This window comes from uncultured Xanthomonas sp. (assembly GCF_964278005.1).
Taxonomy (GTDB): Bacteria; Pseudomonadota; Gammaproteobacteria; order Xanthomonadales; family Xanthomonadaceae; genus Xanthomonas_A; species Xanthomonas_A sontii.
The window spans coordinates 26,608-47,245 of the sequence record NZ_CAXYKF010000027.1 but is presented as its reverse complement, the minus strand read 5'-3'; the positions used below and the strand labels follow the sequence as shown (position 1 = coordinate 47,245).

General features: G+C 70.0%; 20 protein-coding genes. 15 read left to right on the top strand and 5 right to left on the bottom strand.

The features are described 5' to 3' along the window. Positions 1-56: 56 nt before the first annotated feature. From pgl to zwf, 3 genes are read right to left on the bottom strand one after another with little or no spacing between them, the layout of a single operon-like run. Positions 57-776, bottom strand: coding sequence for a 6-phosphogluconolactonase (gene pgl, locus ACHWVH_RS19780; RefSeq protein ID WP_295928686.1), 720 nt, complete (start codon positions 774-776; stop codon positions 57-59). Beyond that, positions 773-1,780, bottom strand: a complete 1,008-nt coding sequence (glk, locus tag ACHWVH_RS19775; RefSeq protein WP_017909678.1) for a glucokinase — start codon at positions 1,778-1,780, stop codon at positions 773-775. The genes pgl and glk overlap by 4 nt, the downstream gene beginning before the upstream one ends. Next, positions 1,777-3,213, bottom strand: a complete 1,437-nt coding sequence (zwf, locus tag ACHWVH_RS19770; RefSeq protein ID WP_026144039.1) for a glucose-6-phosphate dehydrogenase — start codon at positions 3,211-3,213, stop codon at positions 1,777-1,779. The genes glk and zwf overlap by 4 nt, the downstream gene beginning before the upstream one ends. Positions 3,214-3,654: 441 nt before the next feature. On the opposite strand from zwf, the gene ACHWVH_RS19765 reads away from it, so the two are divergent. Then, a complete protein-coding gene (locus ACHWVH_RS19765; RefSeq protein WP_267099386.1) occupies positions 3,655-4,773 on the top strand; it encodes an ABC transporter ATP-binding protein in 1,119 nt (372 codons plus the stop codon). 23 nt (positions 4,774-4,796) lie between these two features. Here ACHWVH_RS19765 and ACHWVH_RS19760 read toward each other — a convergent pair whose 3' ends face one another. After that, positions 4,797-5,669 (bottom strand): YgfZ/GcvT domain-containing protein, encoded by an 873-nt coding sequence (locus tag ACHWVH_RS19760; RefSeq protein ID WP_394687818.1) that lies wholly within the window; start codon positions 5,667-5,669, stop codon positions 4,797-4,799. On the opposite strand from ACHWVH_RS19760, the gene ACHWVH_RS19755 reads away from it, so the two are divergent. The 9 genes from ACHWVH_RS19755 to lolD all read left to right on the top strand — a co-directional run bounded on the left by ACHWVH_RS19755 (position 5,571) and on the right by lolD (position 12,221). Continuing rightward, positions 5,571-5,879, top strand: a complete 309-nt coding sequence (locus ACHWVH_RS19755; RefSeq protein WP_309252725.1) for a DUF1674 domain-containing protein — start codon at positions 5,571-5,573, stop codon at positions 5,877-5,879. The two genes, ACHWVH_RS19760 and ACHWVH_RS19755, sit on opposite strands and share 99 nt — an antisense overlap. Before the next feature lie 60 nt (positions 5,880-5,939). After that, positions 5,940-6,332, top strand: a complete 393-nt coding sequence (sdhC, locus tag ACHWVH_RS19750; protein ID WP_026144277.1) for a succinate dehydrogenase, cytochrome b556 subunit — start codon at positions 5,940-5,942, stop codon at positions 6,330-6,332. After that, complete coding sequence (gene sdhD, locus ACHWVH_RS19745) at positions 6,329-6,715, top strand: succinate dehydrogenase, hydrophobic membrane anchor protein (protein WP_017908440.1); 387 nt, start codon at positions 6,329-6,331, stop codon at positions 6,713-6,715. The genes sdhC and sdhD overlap by 4 nt, the downstream gene beginning before the upstream one ends. 29 nt (positions 6,716-6,744) lie before the next feature. Continuing rightward, positions 6,745-8,535 (top strand): succinate dehydrogenase flavoprotein subunit, encoded by a 1,791-nt coding sequence (gene sdhA, locus ACHWVH_RS19740; RefSeq protein WP_295920732.1) that lies wholly within the window; start codon positions 6,745-6,747, stop codon positions 8,533-8,535. A gap of 111 nt (positions 8,536-8,646) precedes the next feature. Further along, positions 8,647-9,429, top strand: coding sequence for a succinate dehydrogenase iron-sulfur subunit (locus ACHWVH_RS19735; RefSeq protein WP_394687817.1), 783 nt, complete (start codon positions 8,647-8,649; stop codon positions 9,427-9,429). 127 nt (positions 9,430-9,556) lie between these two features. After that, on the top strand, positions 9,557-9,805 hold the full coding sequence (locus ACHWVH_RS19730; RefSeq protein WP_017912578.1) for a succinate dehydrogenase assembly factor 2: 249 nt from the start codon (positions 9,557-9,559) through the stop codon (positions 9,803-9,805). Continuing rightward, positions 9,756-10,208, top strand: coding sequence for a hypothetical protein (locus ACHWVH_RS19725; protein WP_295920734.1), 453 nt, complete (start codon positions 9,756-9,758; stop codon positions 10,206-10,208). The genes ACHWVH_RS19730 and ACHWVH_RS19725 overlap by 50 nt, the downstream gene beginning before the upstream one ends. Positions 10,209-10,231: 23 nt before the next feature. Continuing rightward, positions 10,232-11,476, top strand: a complete 1,245-nt coding sequence (locus ACHWVH_RS19720) for a lipoprotein-releasing ABC transporter permease subunit (protein WP_010342649.1) — start codon at positions 10,232-10,234, stop codon at positions 11,474-11,476. Next, positions 11,469-12,221, top strand: coding sequence for a lipoprotein-releasing ABC transporter ATP-binding protein LolD (gene lolD / locus ACHWVH_RS19715; RefSeq protein WP_026143294.1), 753 nt, complete (start codon positions 11,469-11,471; stop codon positions 12,219-12,221). The genes ACHWVH_RS19720 and lolD overlap by 8 nt, the downstream gene beginning before the upstream one ends. Positions 12,222-12,791: 570 nt before the next feature. Here the strand turns inward: lolD and ACHWVH_RS19710 are convergent. Continuing rightward, entirely contained in the window at positions 12,792-13,856 is a 1,065-nt protein-coding gene (locus ACHWVH_RS19710) for an SDR family oxidoreductase (RefSeq protein WP_394687816.1), read from the bottom strand. 258 nt (positions 13,857-14,114) lie between these two features. On the opposite strand from ACHWVH_RS19710, the gene ACHWVH_RS19705 reads away from it, so the two are divergent. The 5 genes from ACHWVH_RS19705 to lpxK are packed head-to-tail and all read left to right on the top strand — an operon-like array spanning position 14,115 to position 20,462. Continuing rightward, a complete protein-coding gene (locus ACHWVH_RS19705; RefSeq protein WP_394687815.1) occupies positions 14,115-16,667 on the top strand; it encodes a DNA internalization-related competence protein ComEC/Rec2 in 2,553 nt (850 codons plus the stop codon). Further along, complete coding sequence (locus ACHWVH_RS19700; protein WP_026143405.1) at positions 16,561-17,220, top strand: MotA/TolQ/ExbB proton channel family protein; 660 nt, start codon at positions 16,561-16,563, stop codon at positions 17,218-17,220. Before ACHWVH_RS19705 ends, ACHWVH_RS19700 begins: the two co-directional genes overlap by 107 nt. Before the next feature lie 4 nt (positions 17,221-17,224). Continuing rightward, positions 17,225-17,662 carry a biopolymer transporter ExbD gene (locus ACHWVH_RS19695; RefSeq protein ID WP_010342642.1) on the top strand — a complete coding sequence of 146 codons (438 nt, stop codon included), beginning with the start codon at positions 17,225-17,227 and terminating at the stop codon, positions 17,660-17,662. Further along, positions 17,659-19,431 carry a lipid A export permease/ATP-binding protein MsbA gene (msbA, locus tag ACHWVH_RS19690; protein ID WP_267096637.1) on the top strand — a complete coding sequence of 591 codons (1,773 nt, stop codon included), beginning with the start codon at positions 17,659-17,661 and terminating at the stop codon, positions 19,429-19,431. The genes ACHWVH_RS19695 and msbA overlap by 4 nt, the downstream gene beginning before the upstream one ends. Further along, a complete protein-coding gene (gene lpxK, locus ACHWVH_RS19685; RefSeq protein ID WP_394687814.1) occupies positions 19,428-20,462 on the top strand; it encodes a tetraacyldisaccharide 4'-kinase in 1,035 nt (344 codons plus the stop codon). Before msbA ends, lpxK begins: the two co-directional genes overlap by 4 nt. The last annotated feature ends 176 nt before the right edge of the window (positions 20,463-20,638 follow it).

Here is a 20,638-nt window from a genome sequence, read left to right as displayed (position 1 = left end):
AAAGCGTCAGCGTGCAGCCGTTGCGAATCCCCAATCCCCAATCCCCAATCCCGGCCTCACTCGCACCAATGCACGCGCAGGCGCGCACCCGGCGTATCGAAGGCGACGCGGATCGGGTACTCGTGCGGATCGGTGCCGGCCAGCGCGCGCTCCAGCACTTCCAGCTTCTGCTTGCCGCGCAACAGCAGCATGCGCTGGCCGATCGGCGCCAGGCCGGCCGGGGTCAGGGTGATGCGCAGCGGCCAGGTGTTGGCGCCGGGGCAGCCGGTGGCGTCGAGCACGGCGTAGGGCAGTGGATTGGTCAGCGCCTTGTTCAGGTCGGTGGCGCCGGGAAACAGCGAAGCGGTGTGGCCGTCGCCGCCCATGCCCAGCACCGCCATGCACGGGGCCGGGGCGTGCTGCGCGTGCAGGTTGGCCGCGTGCACGCAGTCCTGCAGCGGCTTGCCGACCCGCACCAGCGGTTCGAAGCGCGCCTCTTCGGCGCGGTCCAGCAGACTGTGCCGGACCAGGTAGGCATTGCTGTCGCTGTCCTGCGGCGACAGCCAGCGCTCGTCGACCAGGCCGACCTCCAGCTTCGACCAGTCCAGCGGCAGCTCGGCCAGCGCCTGGTACACCGGCGCCGGGGTGGTGCCGCCGGACAGCAGCAGGCGCGCGCCGCCGCGGCGCTGGATCTCCTCGCGCAGCGCGGTGCCGATCTCGGCCGCCGCCGCGTCGATCCATTCGTCCGGATCGTCGTAGCGGATCAGCGTGATGCGGTCGGACAGCGTGGGGCTCATGCGATGGCTCCTGGGGATTGCCGCGCGGCGTCCACCGCGTAGGCGGCGGCGCCGAGCAGGCCGGGACGGGGGTGGATCACCGCCAGCGACGGCACCCGCGCCATGATCGACGAAAACCGGCCCTTGTGCTCGAAGCGCTGGCGGAATCCGGAATGCTGGATCGCGTCGAGCATCTTCGGCACCAGCCCGCCGGTCAGGAACACGCCGTCCCAGGCGCCCTGCATCAGCACCAGGTCGCCGGCGATGGCGCCGAACACGGCGCAGAACACGTCCACCGTGCGCATCGCCCGGTAGTCGCCCTGCGCGGCGCGCGCGGTGATGTCCTCCGGCTGCAGCGGGCCCGGGTCGTCGCCGGCGATCTCGCTGAGCGCGCGGTGGATGTTGACCAGGCCGGGGCCGCAGATCAGGCGCTCGTTGGAGACGCGGCCGAACTGCTGCGAGAGCAGTTCCAGGATGCGGATCTCCTCCGGCGTGCCCGGCGGGAAGCTGACATGGCCGCCCTCGGTCTCCAGCGGGAAGCAGCGCCCGCCGCGCATCAGCAGGCCGCCCACGCCCAGGCCGGTGCCGGGGCCGATCACCCCGTAGTTGCGCGGCACCTCGACCGGCGACGGCGTCCAGCTGGCGCCGCCGACCTGGACCACGTCCTGCGGCCGCAGCAGGCTGATCGCCATCGCCTGCGCGGCGAAATCGTTGATCAGGTGCAGTTCGTCGAAGCCGAGCATGGCGCGGGTGCGCGCCCGCGAGATCACCCACGGATGGTTGGTGATGCGCGCCTCGTCGCCGTCGACGCGGCCGGCGACTGCGAAGGTGCCGCTGCGCGCGTCCACCCCGGTCTGTTCCAGGTAGTGGCGGGCGGCGTCGCCCAGCGACGGGAATTCCACCACCGAGTAGGTCTGGGTGCTGTCGTCGAGCAGCGGCACCGAGGCGTCGAGATCGGCGAGGGCGAAACGGGCATTGGTGCCGCCGATGTCGGCGACCAGCACCGGGCGCTGCGGCGCGCTCATTGCGCGACCTTCGGCGCGGCGCCGGACTGGTCGCAGGACACGTAGGCCTGCGCTTCCTCCGGCCCCCAACTGCCGGCCGGGTAGGGCAGCAGCGGCAGGTGCGCCTGCGCCCAGGCGGCGCTGACGCTGTCGATCCAGGCCCAGGCGGCGCGGACTTCGTCGTCGCGCACGAACAGCGCATGGTTGCCGTTGAGCGCATCGAGCATCAGCCGCTCGTAGGCGATGCGCCGATGCAGGCCGGTGGGTACCGACAGTTCCAGTTCCAGCGGCTGCAGTTCCAGCGCGCCCCATTCCGGGCCGGCCAGGCTGCTCATCAGCCCCAGTTCGATGTTCTCCTGCGGCTGCAGCTGGAAGGTCAGCCGGTTCGGCGCCACCTGCTGCGCGGCCGGGCGCTCGAACAGCCAGTGGGTGACCGGCTTGAGCGTGACCACCACGCGGGTGGAGCGCTCGGCCAGGCGCTTGCCGGTGCACAGCCGGAACGGCACCCCGGCCCAGCGCCAGTTGTCGATGTAGGCGGTGACCGCGGCGAAGGTCTCCACGTCGCTGCCTTCCGGCGGCTGGTAGGCCTGCGCCGGCTGGCCGTTGATGGTGCCGGCGGTGTAGCGCCCACGCACGCTGTCGCGTGCGGCATGCTCGGCGCTGAGCGGACGCAGCGCGCGCAGCACCTTGACCTTTTCGTCGCGGATGCGGTCGGCTTCCAGCGACGCCGGCGGCTCCATCGCCACCAGGCACAGCAACTGCAGGATATGGCTCTGCACCATGTCGCGCAGCGCGCCGGAACGCGCGTAGTAGGCGTCGCGGCCGTCCACGCCCTCGCTCTCGGCGACCAGGATGTCCACCGACTCGATGTAGTTGCGGTTCCACACCGCTTCCAACAGCGTGTTGCCGAAGCGCAGCGCGATCAGGTTCTGCACTGCAGCCTTGCCCAGGTAGTGGTCCAGGCGGAACACGCGGTCCTCGTCGATCAGCGCGCCGATCGCCTGCACGATCTCGCGGGCGCTGTCCGAGTCGTGGCCGATCGGCTTCTCCAGCATCAGCCGGTGCGGTGCGGCCAGGGCGCCGCCCAGGGCCAGGCCCTGGCAGGTGCTGATGTACAGCCCCGGCGGGATCGCCAGGTAGCTCACGCAGCGGCGCGCGGTCAGGTCGCGCACCGCGGCGGCCACCGATTCGGCATCGCGCAGGTCCACCGAGCGGTAGTCGATGCGCGCCAGCAGCGCCTGCACGATCGATTCGCCGATCTGCGGCATCGCCGCCTGCAGGCGCGGCTTGAGGATCTCGTGGAACTTGGCGGTGTCGTGCGGCGACAGCGCCAGCGCGCGGATGCGGAAGTCTTCCGGCAGGAAGCCGTCGTCGAGCATGCGCAGCAGCGAGGGAAACAGGTAGCGCTGGGCCAGATCGCCGGTGGCGCCGAACAACAGGAAGGTATCGTGCATCGACCGGGTTTCGGTTTCGGGTGACATGGTGTCGATCACCTGGGGGCTAGGAGTGACGTGGCGTGGGAAAGCGAACGACGGCGACGGCCTGTATCCGGCCGGTTCGGGCGAGGGCGTGACGCGGGAGGGCCGCCAGGCGGGAACGCACGATCCAGGAGATGAATACGACTGCCAGACCTCTGAGCATACCTCTCCAATGCCTCATGCTGCAGGTCGGCTGTCATCCCGCAGGATGACGGGCGCGCGCCGGATCGGCGGCTGGCGGATCTCATTGCATGCCCTCCCAGGCTCGATGTTGCCCCGTGAAAACGGTTACATGGCAGAATACCGCATCGCGATCCATTGTTGCCTGCGCGCGGGCATGATGCGACCCGAATTCGTATGCACTGCCCTCGGGAGGGACCGGCGGCAGCCCGTTCCTCACTGCCGGAAACCGGATACATGGCGAAAGTACAACTGGACAACATCCGCAAGGTCTACGACAACGGCCAGGTCGCCGTGCACGGGGCCAGCTTCGAAGTGGCCGACGGCGAACTGATGGTGCTGGTCGGGCCCTCGGGCTGCGGCAAGTCCACGCTGCTGCGCATGATCGCCGGCCTGGAAGAGATCAGCGGCGGCGAACTGCGCATCGGCGAGCGCGTGGTCAACGAGGTGGCGCCGAAGGACCGCGACATCGCCATGGTGTTCCAGAGCTATGCGCTGTACCCGCACATGACCGTGGCCGAGAACCTGGCGTTCGGGCTCAAGCTGCGCGGCGAGAGCAAGGAGGTCATCCGTCAGCGCGTGGCCGCGGCCGCCGACACCCTGGGCCTGACCCCGATGCTGGACAAGCTGCCGCGCGCCATGTCCGGCGGCCAGCGCCAGCGCGTGGCGCTGGGCCGCGCGCTGGTGCGCGAGCCGGCGGTGTTCCTGCTCGACGAGCCGCTGTCCAACCTGGACGCCAAGCTGCGCCATTCGGTGCGCACCGAGATCGCGCAACTGCACCGCAAGCTCGGCACCACCATGATCTACGTCACCCACGACCAGGTCGAGGCGATGACCCTGGGCCAGCGCATCGTCGTGCTCAAGGACGGTGTGATCCAGCAGATCGACACGCCGATGGCGCTGTACGACCGCCCGGCCAACCTGTTCGTGGCCGGTTTCCTCGGCAGCCCGGCGATGAACGTGCTGCGCGGGCGGTTGGTGGAGGAGGGCGGCCTGCAGCTGCAGTTGCAGGACGGCGGGCGGGTGCCGCTGCCGGGCGCGCAGGTCGCGCCGCAGTGGTTGGGCCGGGAACTGGCGATCGGCGTGCGGCCGGAGCACCTGCAGCCCAGCGACGACGCGCAGGGCGGCTTCGAGGCCACCATCGAGGTGATCGAGCCGGTCGGCAACGAGATCTTCGTCAATCTCAGCCACGGCGCGCAGCCGCTGGTGATGCGGGTGGCGCCGCGCGCGCTGCCGGGCCTGGGCGAGCGCCTGCGGGTGGCGGTGCGCGGCGATGCGCTGCACTTCTTCGATGCCGAGAGTGGGGGGCGTCTGGAGGCGCGGGAGTCGGGAGTCGGGAATCGGGAATCGCAATAGCAACAGCGAAGGCGCCGGCGCGTTCAGCGCGCCAGGCCGTCGATCAGGGGCTGCCACCGTGCGGGGTGGCCGTCGATGTCCAGTCCCGCCGGTGGCGCCTCCTCGAGCGGCAGCACCGCCAATGCCAGGGTGCCGGCGACGCTGACCACGCTGCCGAACGGTTGGCCGTCGCGCAGCACCGGTGCGTCGATCGCGACGGGCGCATCCACTTCCAGCAACTGCACCGCGCGCTTGGCCTTGCCCAGGAAGTGGGTGCGGGCGACGATTTCCTGGCCGGGGTAGCAGCCCTTCTTGACGCTGAAGGCGTGCAGCCGGTCCAGACCCAACTGCTGCGGGGTCCATTGTTCGCGCTGGCTCGGCGCAAGCCGGGCCAGGCCCAGGCGCAGGTCGGCCGCGCGCCAGGCCTCGGCCAGCGCCGGGTCGGCGGCCGGCGCATCCGCGGCCGGCGCCGGCACCAGGCGCAGGGTGCGCGGCAGGCCGTCGCCGCCCATGTCCAGTTCGATCACGCCAGCCTCATCGTGCGCTGACGTCGCGCCGCGGGCCTGCTCGGGTAGGCTCAGGCGACCGAAAGCAACAAGCGTGTCCTCGACCGACACGCGCAGTTTGCGCCGGAACACGAAGCGGCCCAGTGCCGTTGCCAGTTCCTCGGCGCCGCCGTCGGCCAGCAGCATCAGCAAGGCGTCGTCGGCCTGGCGCAGCAGCGCGAACACCGCGATCACCCGGCCCTTGGCGGTGAGCCAGGCGTTCCACTGCCACTGGCCCACCGCCAGCGCCTGCACGTCGTTGGCGAATTGCGCATGGGCGAAGGCCGCTGCATCCGGACCGCGCAATGCGACGTATTGCAGGTGTGGCAAGGCGGAAAAACCGCCGGATTCCAGATTCAGGTTGTCAGGCACGAGAGGGGAGGACTAAAATTGACGAGTTGTGAGACCCGCATGATAGGCCAACCAACCCCCACACCCGAGTCCGATCCCGAAACGCAGCGGCCCGCCGAGGACACCCCTCCGCAGACCGAGCCTGCGCCGCGGGAGATCGGCGGGCGCGGCGGCCTCGAGCCGACGCGCTACGGCGACTGGGAGAAAAACGGACGCTGCATCGATTTTTGAGCAGCTTTGAGCCAACGCGGCCTTAAGCACGCCGCCCAGCCGAGACAACGAGCCCAGCGAATGGCTACGCGCGAACGTCCCCTTTCCCCGCATCTGCAGGTCTATCGCTGGCAGATCCAGATGGTCACCTCCATCCTGCACCGTGCCACCGGCATCGTGCTGTCGGTCGGTGCCCTGATCATCGCCGCCGCGCTGCTGGTGCTGATGCTCGGCCCGGCGTCCTGGAACTGCTTCCGCGGCATGGCCGGCGCCTGGTACGGCCAGGTATTCCTGTTCGCCTGGAGCTGGGCCTTCGCCTACCACCTGTGCAACGGCCTGCGCCACATCGTGCAGGACTTCGGCCATGGCTACAGCATTCCCGCCTTCGTGCGCAGCAGCTGGATGTCGGTGGTCGGCAGCCTGGTGATCGTGGCGCTGATCTGGGCCTACGTCCTCCACGGAGCCGCCGCATGAGCCGCTATCGCACCCCCCTGAAGAACGTCCGCGGCCTGGGCGCGGCCAAGTCCGGCACCGAGCATTTCGTGCTGCAGCGGCTCACCGCGACCGCGCTGGTCGGCCTGACCGTGTGGTTCCTGGTGTTCGTGCTGAGCCTGCTCGGCGCCGACTACGTCACCGCCACCGAAGCGGTGGCCAAGCCGTGGAACGCGGTGCTGCTGGTCGGCTTCCTGATCGCGATGTTCTGGCATGCGCAGATCGGCCTGCAGGTCATTCTCGAAGATTACGTGCACAACTCGCTGCTGGCCCTGGCGCTGCAGACCACGGTGAAGTTCGTCGCCGTGCTCGGCGCGATCGTCGGTGTATTCGCGGTCGCCCGCATCGCGCTGGGCAGCGCCTGATCGGCGCCCGGAACAGGAATTCAGATTCGATGTCCGCTTACAAGATCACCGAACACAAGTACGACATGGTCGTGGTCGGCGCCGGCGGCGCCGGCCTGCGCGCCACCTTCGGCCTGGCCGCCAAGGGCCTGCAGACGGTCTGCCTGACCAAGGTCTTCCCGACCCGCTCGCACACCGTGGCCGCGCAGGGCGGCATCTCCGCCGCGCTCGGCAACATGGGCGAGGACGACTGGCGCTACCACTTCTATGACACCATCAAGGGCTCGGACTGGCTGGGCGACCAGGACGCCATCGAGTACATGTGCCGCGAGGCGATCCCGGCGATCATCGAGCTGGAGCACTACGGCGTGCCGTTCAGCCGCACCGAGGACGGCAAGATCTACCAGCGTCCGTTCGGCGGCATGACCACCAAGTACGGCGAAGGCCCGTCCGCGCAGCGCACCTGCGCCGCCGCCGACCGCACCGGCCACGCCATGCTGCACACGCTGTACCAGCAGTCGCTGGCGCACAACGCGCGCTTCATGATCGAGTACTTCGCGCTCGACCTGATCTTCGACGAAGAAGGCGCCTGCCGCGGCGTGCTCGCCCTGGACATGGCCGAAGGCTCGCTGCACCTGTTCCGCGCCCACGGCGTGGTGCTGGCTACCGGCGGCTACGGCCGCGCCTACTTCAGCGCCACCTCGGCGCACACCTGTACCGGCGACGGCGGCGGCCTGGTGATGCGCGCCGGCCTGCCGATGCAGGACATGGAGTTCGTGCAGTTCCACCCGACCGGCATCTACGGCGCCGGCTGCCTGATCACCGAAGGCGTGCGCGGCGAAGGCGGCATCCTGCGCAACAGCAGCGGCGAGCGCTTCATGGAGCGCTACGCGCCGCACTACAAGGATCTGGCCTCGCGCGACGTGGTGTCGCGTTCGATGACCATCGAGATCCGCGAAGGCCGCGGCGTCGGCGAGCACAAGGACCACATCCTGCTCGACCTGACCCACCTCGGCCCGGGCGTGATCGACGAGAAGCTGCCCGGCATCGCCGAGAGCGCGCGCATCTTCGCCGGCGTCGACGTGCACAAGCAGCCGATCCCGGTGATCCCGACCGTCCACTACAACATGGGCGGCATCCCGACCAACTACCACGGCGAAGTGGTGCGCAAGGACGGCGACAACCCCGATGCGGTGGTGCCGGGCCTGTACGCCATCGGCGAGGCCGCCTGCGTGTCGGTGCACGGCGCCAACCGCCTGGGCTCCAACTCGCTGCTCGACCTGGTGGTGTTCGGCCGCGCGGTGGCCAACCGCTGCGCCGAGACGATCAAGACCGGCGCGCCGCACAAGGGCCTGCCGGGCGACGCCTGCGACAAGGCGCTGGGCCTGCTGGACAAGCTGCGCAACGCCAACGGCAGCACGCCCACCTCGGTGATCCGCGACAAGATGCAGCGCACCATGCAGTCCGACGCGGCGGTGTTCCGCACCAGCAAGACGCTGAAGGAAGGCGTGGACAAGATGGCCGACATCTTCGCCAGCTTCGAGGACGTGAAGGTCTCCGACCGCTCGCTGGTGTGGAATTCCGACCTGATCGAGACCTACGAGCTGAACAACCTGCTGCTCAACGCAGTGGCGACGATCAACTCGGCCGAACAGCGCAAGGAAAGCCGCGGCGCGCACGCCCACGAGGATTTCCCCGACCGCGACGACGTCAACTGGCAGAAGCACACGCTGGTCACCGTCGACGACAAGGGCCAGTGCAGCTTCGACTACCGCCCGGTGCACATGTACACGCTCAGCAAGGACGTGGACGTGGTGCCGCCGAAGCCGCGCGTTTACTGACCACAGCCGGGAAACGGGAGTAGGGAATCGGGAATCGAGAACAGCGCATGCGCTCTTCGCTCCCGCTTCCCATTCCCCATTCCCCAATCCCCATTCCCGGATTTTAAAGCCATGGCAGAGTTCACCCTCCCCAAGAATTCCAAGATCGGCAAGGGCAAGCACTTTCCCGCCAAGGGCGCGAAGAACGTGCGGACCTTCAAGGTCTACCGGTGGAATCCGGACGACAACAGCAACCCGCGGACCGACACCTACGAGGTGGACCTGGACGCGTGCGGCCCGATGGTTCTGGACGCGCTGATCAAGATCAAGAACGAGATCGACCCGACCCTGACCTTCCGCCGCTCGTGCCGCGAAGGCATCTGCGGGTCGTGCGCGATGAACATCGACGGCACCAATACGCTGGCCTGCACCAAGGCGATCAGCGACTGCGGCAAGAAGGAAGTGCCGATCTACCCGCTGCCGCACATGAGCGTGGTCAAGGATCTGGTGCCGGACCTGACCCACTTCTACGCGCAGTACGCCTCGATCAAGCCGTGGATCCGCACCCAGACCCCGCCGCCGCCGGACCGCGAGCGGCTGCAGTCGCCGGAAGACCGCAAGAAGCTCGACGGCCTGTACGAGTGCATCCTGTGCGCGTGCTGCTCGACCAGCTGCCCGAGCTACTGGTGGAACGGCGAGCGTTATCTGGGCCCGGCGATCCTGCTGCAGGCCTACCGCTGGATCATCGACTCGCGCGACGAGGACACCGGTGCGCGCCTGGACGATCTGGAAGATCCGTTCAAGCTGTACCGCTGCCACACCATCATGAACTGCGCGCGCACCTGCCCGAAGGGGCTGAACCCGGCGCTGGCGATCGCCGAGATCAAGAAGCTGATGATGGCGCGCCGCGCCTGATCGCAGCGGCGGACGTTCCATGCGGCGGGCCTGCCCGCCGACCGCGCGGCACCGGCTTTCGGGTTCGGTGCCGCGTTCGTTTTCGGCGGCTGCCGTGCGGCGCCGCCCCCAGGCAAAGGCGCATGCGATGGACGAGAGCACCGAACTGAAGAAGCTGCGCTGGCGCTGCCGGCGCGGCATGCGCGAACTGGACCAGTTGTTCGGCCGCTACCTGGACCGGCGCTGGGGAGAGGCTTCCGAGGACGAGCGCGGGGTTTTCCTATACCTGCTCGATTGCGAGGACGATAAGTTGTGGCGCTGGTTCATGGGCTACGAGGCCTGTCCCGATGCACGCGCCGCCGATCTCATCGCCTCCATCCGCGCCATGCCGGCTTGACTGGCGCCCCTCGCGCTGGCTGCTGGCCGCGCTGACCCTGCTCGGCGCGCTGGCGCCGCTGTCGCTGCTCGGCTCCGACCTGCCGCCACACCTGGCCTGGCCGGCGGTCGCGCTGGCGCTGCTGTATGCGGGGTGGCTGCTGCGCCGTGAGGCCAGGCGGGCGCCGCGCACGCTGTTGGTTCCCGCCGGTGCCGGTACGCCCAGCATCGATGGCGTGGCGGTGAGCGCGCTGCAGGTCGCCTGGCGCGGACCGCTGGCGTTCGTGCGCTGGCGCGACGCGCAGGGGAGTACGCAGCGCCTGGCGTGGTGGCCGGACACGCTGCCGCCGGCGGCACGACGTGAACTGCGTCTGGCCGCTGCCGCCCATGCCGCTTCGTCTGCGCCGCCGCAAATGGCACCATAGCGCTCCCTGGATGGTGGCTGCGCATGTTCAAACCCTTACCCGTGGCCATCGGCCTGCGCTATCTGCGCGCCAAGCGCCGCAACAATTTCATCTCCTTCATCTCCATGGCCTCGATCCTCGGCATCGCCTTGGGCGTGACCGTGCTGATCACCACCCTGGCGGTGATGAGCGGCTTCCAGAAGGAGATCCGCGACCGCCTGCTGCAGATGGCCGCGCATGCCACGGTCAGCGCGCAGGGCGCGCCGATGGAGGACTGGCAGCACGCGGTGGACGTGGCCATGCGCGACAAGCGCGTCGCCGGCGCCGCGCCCTACGTCGAGGAAGAGGCGCTGCTGACCGGCCAGCGCAACCAGCCGGCGATCGTCCGCGGCATCCTGCCCAAGGAAGAGGCCAAGGTCTCGGTGCTGGCGCAGAAGATGAAGCAGGGCTCGGTCGACAGCCTGACCCCGGGGTCGTACAACATCCTGCTCGGCCAGGAACTGGCGCTGTGGCTGGGCGTGGGCGTCGGCGACAAGGTGGTGGTGATGCTGGGCGAGCCGCAGGCCAGCCCGATGGGCATGGTGCCGCGCTACAAGCGCTTCACCGTCAGCGGCATCTTCGAGGCCGGCTACAACGAGATCGACCGCGGCCTGGCGGTGACCAGCATGCCCGACCTGCAGCGGGTGCTGCGCATGGGCGACGGCGTCACCGGCGTGCGCCTGAAGCTGTACGACATGGACCAGGCCTGGAACGTGGCGCGCGACCTGGCGCTGAACCTGCACGGGCCGTACATGGTCAGCGACTGGACCCGCGAGAACGCCAACCTCTACCAGTCGCTGAAGATGGAAAAGACGGTGATGGGCATCCTGCTGTCGCTGATCATCGCGATGGGCGCGTTCAACCTGGTGTCCTCGCAGGTGATGCTGGTGACCGACAAGCAGGCCGACATCGCGATCCTGCGCACGCTGGGACTGAGCCCGGGCGGGGTGATGCAGGTGTTCATGGTGCAGGGCACGCTGATCGGCGTGATCGGCACCGTCGCCGGCGTGATCGGCGGCATCGTGCTGACGCTCAACCTGGAGCGGATCCTGGCCGGCATCGAGGCGGTGTTCAACATCAAGCTGCTGCCGGAGGACGTCTACTACATCACCGGCCTGCCTACCGACATGCAGCCGCACGACGTCATGGTGATCACCATCGTCGCCTTGCTGATGAGCTTCCTGGCTACGCTGTACCCGGCCTGGCGCGCGGCGCGCACGCAGCCGGCGGAGGCGCTGCGCTATGAATGAGAGCCGGGAATCGGGAATGGGGAATCGGGAATCGGGAATGCAGAAGCGACAAGCGGACGCGGCGATCCGCGCCGAAGGCCTGGCCAAGACCTACGCCGAAGGCAAGATGCGCACGCCGGTGTTCGACGGCCTGGAGCTGAGCGTGGCGGCGGGCGAGACCGTGGCTATCGTCGGCGCCTCCGGTGCCGGCAAGAGCACCTTGCTGCACCTGCTCGGCGGCCTCGACGTGCCGACCTCCGGCGAGGTCTACGTGGCCGGCCAGCGCATGTCGGCGCTGACCGACGCGGCGCGCGGGCAGTTGCGCAACCGCTCGCTGGGCTTCGTCTACCAGTTCCATCACCTGCTGCCCGAGTTCACCGCGCTGGAGAACGTGATGATGCCGGTGCTGCTGGGCGGCGCGCCGATCCAGGACGCCGATGCGCGCGCGCGGGCGCTGCTGGAATCGGTGGGCCTGGGCCATCGCCTGGAGCACAAGCCGGGCGAACTGTCCGGCGGCGAGCGCCAGCGTGCCGCGGTGGCGCGTGCGCTGGTCAATCGCCCGGCCTGCGTGCTCGGCGACGAGCCGACCGGCAACCTCGACGACAAGACCGCGGCCAACGTGTTCGCGCTGATGCTCGAACTCAACCGCGCGCAGGGCACCAGCCTGGCCCTGGTCACCCACGACCGCAGCCTCGCGCGCAAGCTGGACCGGGTGCTGGAACTGCACCAGGGCAAGCTGCGCGAGCTGGCGCCTGCCGACGTTTGAACGTGCGTGGTGGCGGCCGCGATGTGCGGCCGTATTGCACGGTGTGGGGACTCAATCGCGGCCAGAGGGCGCGCCACTGAAGCCTGCTGCATGCGGGGGCCGGGCGTGAGAGCCTCGCTGGCTGTGCAGCGCCCGCGGTCACGACGAGAGCAGTGTCCTGCTATCTGATGCAGTGCGCGTCGGGACTGAAGTCCCTCCCACAGTGCACATCGCCGCTTCGCCGAGCGGTGGAGCGACGTCACGCGCGACGAACGAGGCAGCGAGCCGCAGTGGCTTCACTGCATCTGCCAACACCGGAGATCCTCGGACAGGCGAAAGCATTTCTAGCGCAAGCGCCCCGTAGGAGCGGCTCCAGCCGCGACGAACGAAGCCGGGCACGTCGCCGGCCTTGGTTGCTGTCGGTGCCGAAAAACTTCGTACAGCATGCCCGGCAAACACGTCGCCGCGGCAGTGCGGTGCATGTCCCTACAACGGCGACCGTGCTGGAGCGCACCGCGTGCCCCATAGGCGGCAACATTCCGGATTGCCGCTTTCCCACGGCATCGGCGACTCTTCACCCACCCGCGTGCCTCAGGGAATCACCCGCTGCGCGCGCAGCCGCGTGAACAGTTCCAGGAACGAGGCGCGGCTGTCGTAATAGCCCAGGAAGCCCAGATCGCGGCTCTTGGTCATGTCGTTGACGCATTCGATCTCGCGGCCCAGATCGGCATCGGTATGCCACCACGACGCCAGTTGGTTCACATCGGTCTGCACCAGTCCATGCCGCGCGGCGATCTCGCGCCACAGAGCCGGTGCGGTGTCCTGCAGGCGCGGCTGCAGCGGCATCGGTGCCTGCGGGTAGGGGGCAGGTTCCAGGCCGAAGAACGCGGCGATCTCGCCCCACATCCAGCGCCAGCGGAACACGTCGCCGTTGACCGTGTTGAAGGCCTGGTTGCGTGCGGCCGGATTGGTCGCGGCCCAGGCCAGCTGGCGGCCGAGCAGGCCGGCGTCGGTGAGGTCGGTGAGGCTGTCCCACTGCGCGCGCGAACCGGGGAACACGAAGGGCTGCCCGCTGTGCTTGCACAGCGTCGCGTACACCGCCAGGGTCACACCCATGTTCATCGCATTGCTGCCGTTGGCCTGGCCGATCATGGTGTGCGAGCGGTGCACGCTCCAGCCGAAGCCATGGCGCGCGGCGGCGTCGAACAGCAGGTCTTCCAGCGTGTAGTAGAAATTCTCGCCCGGCTGCCGCGGTTCGCTCTCGCGGAACGGCGTCTCCGCCTTGCCGCTGCCGTAGTGCTCGAACGAGCCCAGGTAATGCTTGGTGCCGGTGACCAGCGCCATGTGCTGCAGCGTCGCGCCGTCCAGGCCCTCGCACAGGTGCCGCAACATCGCGCCGTTGGCGGCGACGTTCTCCTTCTCGGTGTCGCGCCGCGTCCAGGTGCAGAAGAACACGTGGGTGATCGGCAGCCCGCGCAGCGCCGCGATGGTGGCGTCGCGGTCGAGCAGATCGGCCGCCACCGGAATCACGCCTTCCTGCGGCACCGGACGGCGTGCCAGCCCATAGACGGTCCAGCCCTCGGCGACCAGCACGTTGGCGAGGTTGTAGCCGGAGATGCCAGTGACTCCGACGATCAATGCGATGCCCTTGCGCATCCGCGAACTCCTTACGACGTGGGGTATCGCACCTTAGGCGCGGGGCGATGAAGCTGCGGAGAACTGCGTCGGGACTGTGACGCGGCGCGCGCTCGCGCGTTAGGCGAATTCTGACGCGGTGCCGCGGCATGGACCGATGGCTCGCGTCCAGGCGGGATGCGACGCTGGCATGGCGATACAGACGGTGTCGCGCGATGCGCACGTCGCGCCGCTTCGTCTCGCTGCTTCCGATCCATCGATGCCTAGGAGGGCAAGCACATGCAACCGTCGGCAGACGCCGTGCCGTGCCAGGGCCCCGTCGCGGCTCGCGCTGCCCGCTGGCCGGCACCGGCGCCGTTCGGCGCAGCGGTCGCGGCCAGCCTCGCCGCCGGCGTGCTGGCCGCGCTGTGGCTGCCGCGCCTGCTGCCCTGGCCGCTGGCCGTGGCGATCCTGCTCGCCGGGGCGTCGCTGTACGTGGCGGCGCCGCACTGGCGCTGGCTGGGGGCGTTCGCGATCGGTGCAGGCTGGCTGGCGCTGGTCGCCGGCATGGTGCTGGCAAGGCAGTTGCCGGCCGACTGGGAAAAGCGCGTGGTCGATGTCCGCGGCCAGGTGGTGGAACTGCCGCAGGCCGAAACCCGCCGCACCCGCTTCCTGTTCCGGGTGGACAGCGACGCGGCGCAGCCGGCGCCGTTACGCGGGCGCCTGCTGCAATTGGCGTGGTACGACGACTTCGGCACGCACCAGGCCGGGCCGCGCAGCGCCCTGCGCGCCGGCGCGCGCTGGCAGTTGCAGGTGCGCCTGCGCGCGCCGCGCGGCTTGAGCAATCCGGGCGGCTTCGATGCCGAGGCCTATGCGCTGGCGCAGCGGATCAGCGCCAGCGGCTACGTGGTGGCGCCGCATGCGGCAGCGCAACTGACGCCGGGGCAGGGCATCGACGCCTGGCGTGCGGATATGTCCGCACGCATCGCCGCGGCCGTGCCGCAGGCCTCGGCGCGCTACGTGCAGGCGCTGGCGCTGGGCGACACGCGGCGCCTGGACGATCGCGACTGGCGCATCCTGCGCGCCGCCGGCCTGACCCATCTCATTGCCATCTCCGGATTCCATGTCGGCCTGGTCGCCGGGGCCTTCGCACTGCTCGGTGGCGGACTGTGGCGGCTGTGGCCGCAATTGGGACGCTCTTGGCCGCGGCGCCAGGCGGCTGCCGCGCTGGCGCTGCTCGGCGCCGGCGGCTACACCCTGGTCTCGGGCATGGCCCTGCCGACCGTGCGCACCGCGCTGATGATCGCCGTGGTGGTCGCGGCCCGGCTGTGGCGGCGGCCGGTGCGGGTGGTCGACGCATTGGCGCTGGCGGCGATCGCCATGCTGCTCTGCGACCCGCTGGCGGTGCTCTCGGCCGGCTTCTGGCTGAGCTTCCTCGGCGTCGCCTGGCTGGCTTGGTGCATGCCCGATGCCGGTCGTGGCTGGCGCGAGACGCTGCGCAGCTTCCTGACCGCGCAAGGCGTGGCCACGGTCGGCCTGCTGCCGGTGAGCACGATGCTGTTCGGGCAGGCCTCCGTGGTCGGGCCGCTGGCCAACCTGCTGGCGATCCCGTGGTGGAGCCTGGTGGTGGTCCCGCTGGCCTTGCTCGGCACCGCGCTGGATGCGTTGCACGCCGGTGCCGGCGCCTGGCTGTGGCGCCTGGCCGCGGCCTGCTTCGACCTGACCTGGCCGTTGTTCGTCGCCTTGGGCGAGAGCCGCTTCGCCCTGCGCTGGTTGCCGGAGGCGCGCGACTGGGCGCTGCCGCTGGCCCTGCTGGGCGCGTTCTGGCTGCTGCTGCCGCGCGCGGTGCCGGGCAAACCGCTGGCGGCGCTGCTGTGGTTGCCCTTGCTGTGGCCGCCGCTGGAGCGACCGCGACCGGGCGAGGTCGATCTGGTGATGTTCGACGTGGGGCAGGGGCTGTCGCTGCTGGTCCGCACCGCCCACCATCAACTGCTGTACGACACCGGGCCGGCGGTGGAGGACGGCTACGACGCCGGCGAGCGGGTGGTGGTGCCGGCGCTGCATGCGCTCGGCGTGGCGCGGCTGGATCGCGCGGTGATCAGTCATGGCGACAACGACCACGCCGGCGGCCTGGGCGCGGTGCGCGCGGCGCTGCCGATCGGCCTGGTCCAGGGCCCGGCCGACGCGCCGGTGCCGCTGGACCGCCCCTGCGTGACCGGCGATGCCTGGGAATGGGATGGCGTGCGGTTCCGGTTCCTGCATCCGGCGCCGCACTTTCCCTATTTGCGCAACGAGTCCAGTTGCGTGCTGCGCGTGGAGACCGCGCATGGCGCGTTGCTGCTGGCCGGCGATATCGGCGACGTGGTCGAGCGCACGCTGCTGCGCGAGGCGCCGCAGGCGCTGCGCGCCGACGTCGTGGTGGCGCCGCACCATGGCAGCGCGCATTCCTCGCAGCCGGCCTTCGTCGCCGCCACCGGCGCGCGGTTGGTACTGGTGTCGGCGGCCTACGGCAACCGCTTCGGCCATCCGCATCCGGGCGTGGTGGCGCGCTGGCAGGCGGCCGGCGCCGAGGTCGCCGGCACGCCGCAGGGCGGTGCGCTGCGCGTGTGGCTGGGGCGCACGGGCCTGCAATTGCGTGAGCGGCGGCCCTGGCGGGCGCGGCTGTGGGATGCGGCGGAGCGGGCGCGGGCGGCTGCTATCCTATCGGCCAGTGAACGAACGGCCGAGCGTGCCGGAGGGTTGCGACGTGTGGGAACTGGTCAAGGCCGGTGGCTGGCCGATGGTGCCATTGCTGCTGTTGGGCGTGGTCGCGCTGGCGATCGTCCTGGAGCGGTTCTGGAGCCTGCGCCGTAGCGAGGTGTTGCCGCCGGGACTGGGCCAGGAAGTGCGCAACTGGGCCACGCGCGGCAAGCTCGACCCCACCCACATCGAATCGCTGCGGCGCAATTCGCCGCTGGGCGCGCTGCTCGCGGCCGGCCTGGACGTGCGCAACCGTCCGCGCGAGATCGTGCGCGAGCGCATCGAGGACACCGGCCGGCACGTCGTGCACCGCATGGAGCGTTACCTGAACGCGTTGGGCACCATCGCCTCGGCCGGGCCGCTGCTCGGCCTGCTCGGCACCGTGGTCGGCATGATCCAGATGTTCCTCGGCATCCTCGACCATGGCCTGGGCGACGTGAACCAGCTCGCCGGCGGCATCGGCAAGGCGCTGGTGTGCACCGCCACCGGCATGATCATCGCGGTGCCGGCGCTGATCTTCCATCGCCATTTCAAGGGCCGCATCGCCGGCTACGTGATCGAGATGGAGCAGGAAGCCACCGCCCTGACTGACGCGCTCGACGGCCACGGCCGTGCGGTTGCGCCGGCACGCGGCGCCGCGTCGAACGCCGCGTCGGCCAAGGGCTGAGCCGGTGCGGATCCGCGACGACCGTGGCCAGGACGAGCCGCACATCGACCTGGTGCCGTTGATCGACGTCATCCTGGTGCTGATCATCTTCTTCGTCGTGACCACCACCTTCGATGCGCGTTCGACGCTGCAACTGCAGTTGCCCAACGCCAGCGACCGCAACGCGCCGCCGCCGGCGCGAGCGCTGAGCGTGCTGATCAACGCCGACGGGCATTACTTCATCAACGACCAGGAAGTGCTGCGCACCGACGTGGAGTCGGTCAAGCGCAGCATCGCCCAGGTCGCCGGCGACGACCGCGAACAGCCGGTGCTGCTGCGCGCCGACGCGCGCACGCCGTACCAGGCGGTGGTCACCGCGCAGGACGCGCTGGGCCAGCTCGGATTCCGCCGCATCGCCATCGCCACTGCCCCCGAAGTCAACAGGGACGGAAGCTCCAAGTGAATGTACCCACCGACGTGCCCGTCCAGGATTCCCCCTGGCGGACCTATCGCCGCCTGTTGTCCTATGCCGGCGGCTACCGCGGCCTGCTGCTGATCGCCGCCGTCGGCGCGCTGCTGGAGGCGCTGGCCGGCTCGGGCTTCCTGGCGCTGATGAAGCCGATCACCGACGAGACCTTCATCGCCCGCAACCGCGAGGTGGCGATGTGGCTGCCGTTGCAGATCGTCGGCCTGTTCGTGCTGCGCGGTATCGCCGGCTACGTCACCGACATGTCGATGGGGCGCGCGGCGCGGAGCATTTCCCGCGATTTCCGGGTCAACGTGCTGGACAAGTACCTGCGCCTGCCGGGCAGCCGCTTCGATGCCGAGCCGGTGGCGTCGATGCTGGTGCGGCTGGGTTCGGACAGCGAGCAGGTGGCGCAGGCCGCGGTCGACGCGATGAAGGTGATGGTGCAGCAGACCCTGCAGATCGTCGGCGCGCTGGCGGTGATGCTGTGGTACAGCTGGACGGTGACCGTGACCATCCTGCTGGTGGCGCCGCCGCTGGCCTGGGTGATGGACCGCGTGGCCAAGCGCTACCGGCGGGTCAGCCACCGCATCCAGGAGAGCAACGCCGAGCTGATGCAGTCCGCCGAGCAGGCCCTGTCCGGCAACCAGGAGGTCAAGGTCTACGGCGCGCGCGCCAGCGAGATGGAGCGCTACCAGCACCTGGCCGACACCAACCTGCATCTGGCGATGAAGGTCGAATCCACCCGCGGCATCTCCTCGGCCGCGGTGCAGTTGCTGGGCGCGATCGGCCTGGCCGCGCTGCTGCTGATCGCCGGCCACGAGGCGCTGGCCGGGCGCCTGACCGCCGGCGAGTTCGTGTCGCTGATGACCGCGATGATGGCGATCATCCCGGCGCTGAAGAACCTCACCAACGTGCAGAACATGCTGCAGCGGGGCGTCGCCTCGGCGCAGCGGCTGTTCGTGGTGCTGGATGCGCCGGAGGAACAGGACAGCGGTACCCGCCACATCGAGCGCGCGCAGGGCCGGATCGAGTTCCGCGAGGTCACCGCCGCCTATCCGGGGCAGGCGCGGCCGGCGCTGGCCGAGGTCAGCTTCGTCGCCGAACCCGGCACCGTCACCGCCATCGTCGGCCGCTCCGGCAGCGGCAAGTCGAGCCTGGTCAAGCTGATCCCGCGCTTCTACGACCCGCAGTCCGGGCAGATCCTGCTCGACGGCCATCCGCTGCAGGAATACCGCCTGGAGGATCTGCGCCGGCAGATCGCCCTGGTCGGCCAGCAGGTGATGCTGTTCGACGGCAGCATCGCCGAGAACGTCGCCTACGGCGAGATGCGCGAGGCCGGTCCGGCGCAATTGCAGCAGGCGATCGCCGATGCCAACGCGATGGAGTTCGTCGAGCACCTTCCCGAGGGCGTGCAGGCGCAGGTCGGGGCCAAGGGCGGACGCCTGTCCGGCGGTCAGCGCCAGCGCCTGGCGATCGCCCGCGCCATGCTCAAGGACGCGCCGATCCTGATCCTCGACGAAGCCACCGCCGCGCTGGACAACGAATCCGAGCGGCTGGTGCAGGACGCCTTGCACCGGCTGATGCCCGACCGCACCACGCTGGTCATCGCCCACCGCCTGTCGACCATCGAACACGCCGACCAGGTGCTGGTGATGGACCACGGCCGCATCGTCGAGCGCGGCACCCACCACGAGCTGCTGGCGCTGGGCGGGGTGTATGCGCACCTGCACAGCATGCAGTTCCGCGAAAGGCAGTTCGGATGAGCGAGCGCGGGCCGCACACCCCCGCCTATTGGTACGGCACGGGTTCGCCGCCGCTGCACGCGCGCGTGCTGACCCCGCTGTACGCGGCGGCGATCGCGCTGCGCCGCGCGCTGTACCGGCGCGGCTGGCGCAAGCGCCACAGCATCGCCGCGCCGGTGGTGGTGGTGGGCAATCTGACCGCCGGCGGCACCGGCAAGACGCCGCTGACCATTGCCCTGGTGCAGCGCCTGCGCGACGCCGGCTGGAGCCCGGGCGTGGCCAGCCGCGGCTACGGCCGCAGCCAGCCGCAGGAGCCGCGCTGGATCGAGCCGGGCACCTCGGCCGAGCAGGGCGGCGACGAGCCGGTGCTGATCGCGCGCAAGACCGGCGTGCCGGTGCGGGTGGACCGCGACCGCGTGGCCGCGGCGCGCGCGCTGCTGCAGGCCGGCTGCGACATCGTGGTCTGCGACGACGGCCTGCAGCATTACCGGCTGCAGCGCGACATCGAGATCGAGGTGGTGGACGGCCAGCGCCGCTACGGCAACGGCCGCCTGCTGCCGGCCGGGCCGCTGCGCGAGCCGGTGGCGCGCGGCAACGAATGCGATTTCCGGGTCGTCAACCTGGGCCAGGCCAGCGACAGCGGCGCGCTTGAAGTCGGCTTCGGCGAATGGGCGATGCGCCTGCGCATCGACAGCGCGCAACCGTTGCGCGGCGGCCGTGCGCGGCCATTGCGCAGCTTCGCCGGCCAGCGGGTGCACGCCGTGGCCGGCATCGCCCACCCGCAGCGCTTCTTCGACATGCTGCGCGCGCAGGGCATCGGCGTGGTGCCGCATGCCTTTCCCGACCACCACCAGTACCGCGCCGCGGATCTGGGCTTCGGCAGCGAACTGCCGGTGCTGATGACCGAGAAGGACGCGGTCAAGTGCGCCGCCTTCGTCAACGACTGGTGCTTCAGCGTGCCGCTGGTCGCCGAGCTGCCGGCGGCGTTCTGGATCGGCCTGCTGGATCGGCTGGACAAGCTGCGCGGCCGCGCGGGCGGGACCGGCGACTAGGCGGGTCACCAATTCCCGAGTATGCCGCGCCGCGGTTGGCCTGCAGGAGCGCCATCGGCGCGCGTGGCGTAGCCTGGCCATTGGTCGCATCCAAGCTGCGGCCCCAGCGGTGCGTCCGCCATCTTCAGCCCCCAGGGCACTGGTGCTGCGCGCACGACGCCGTGTCATCGCTACGG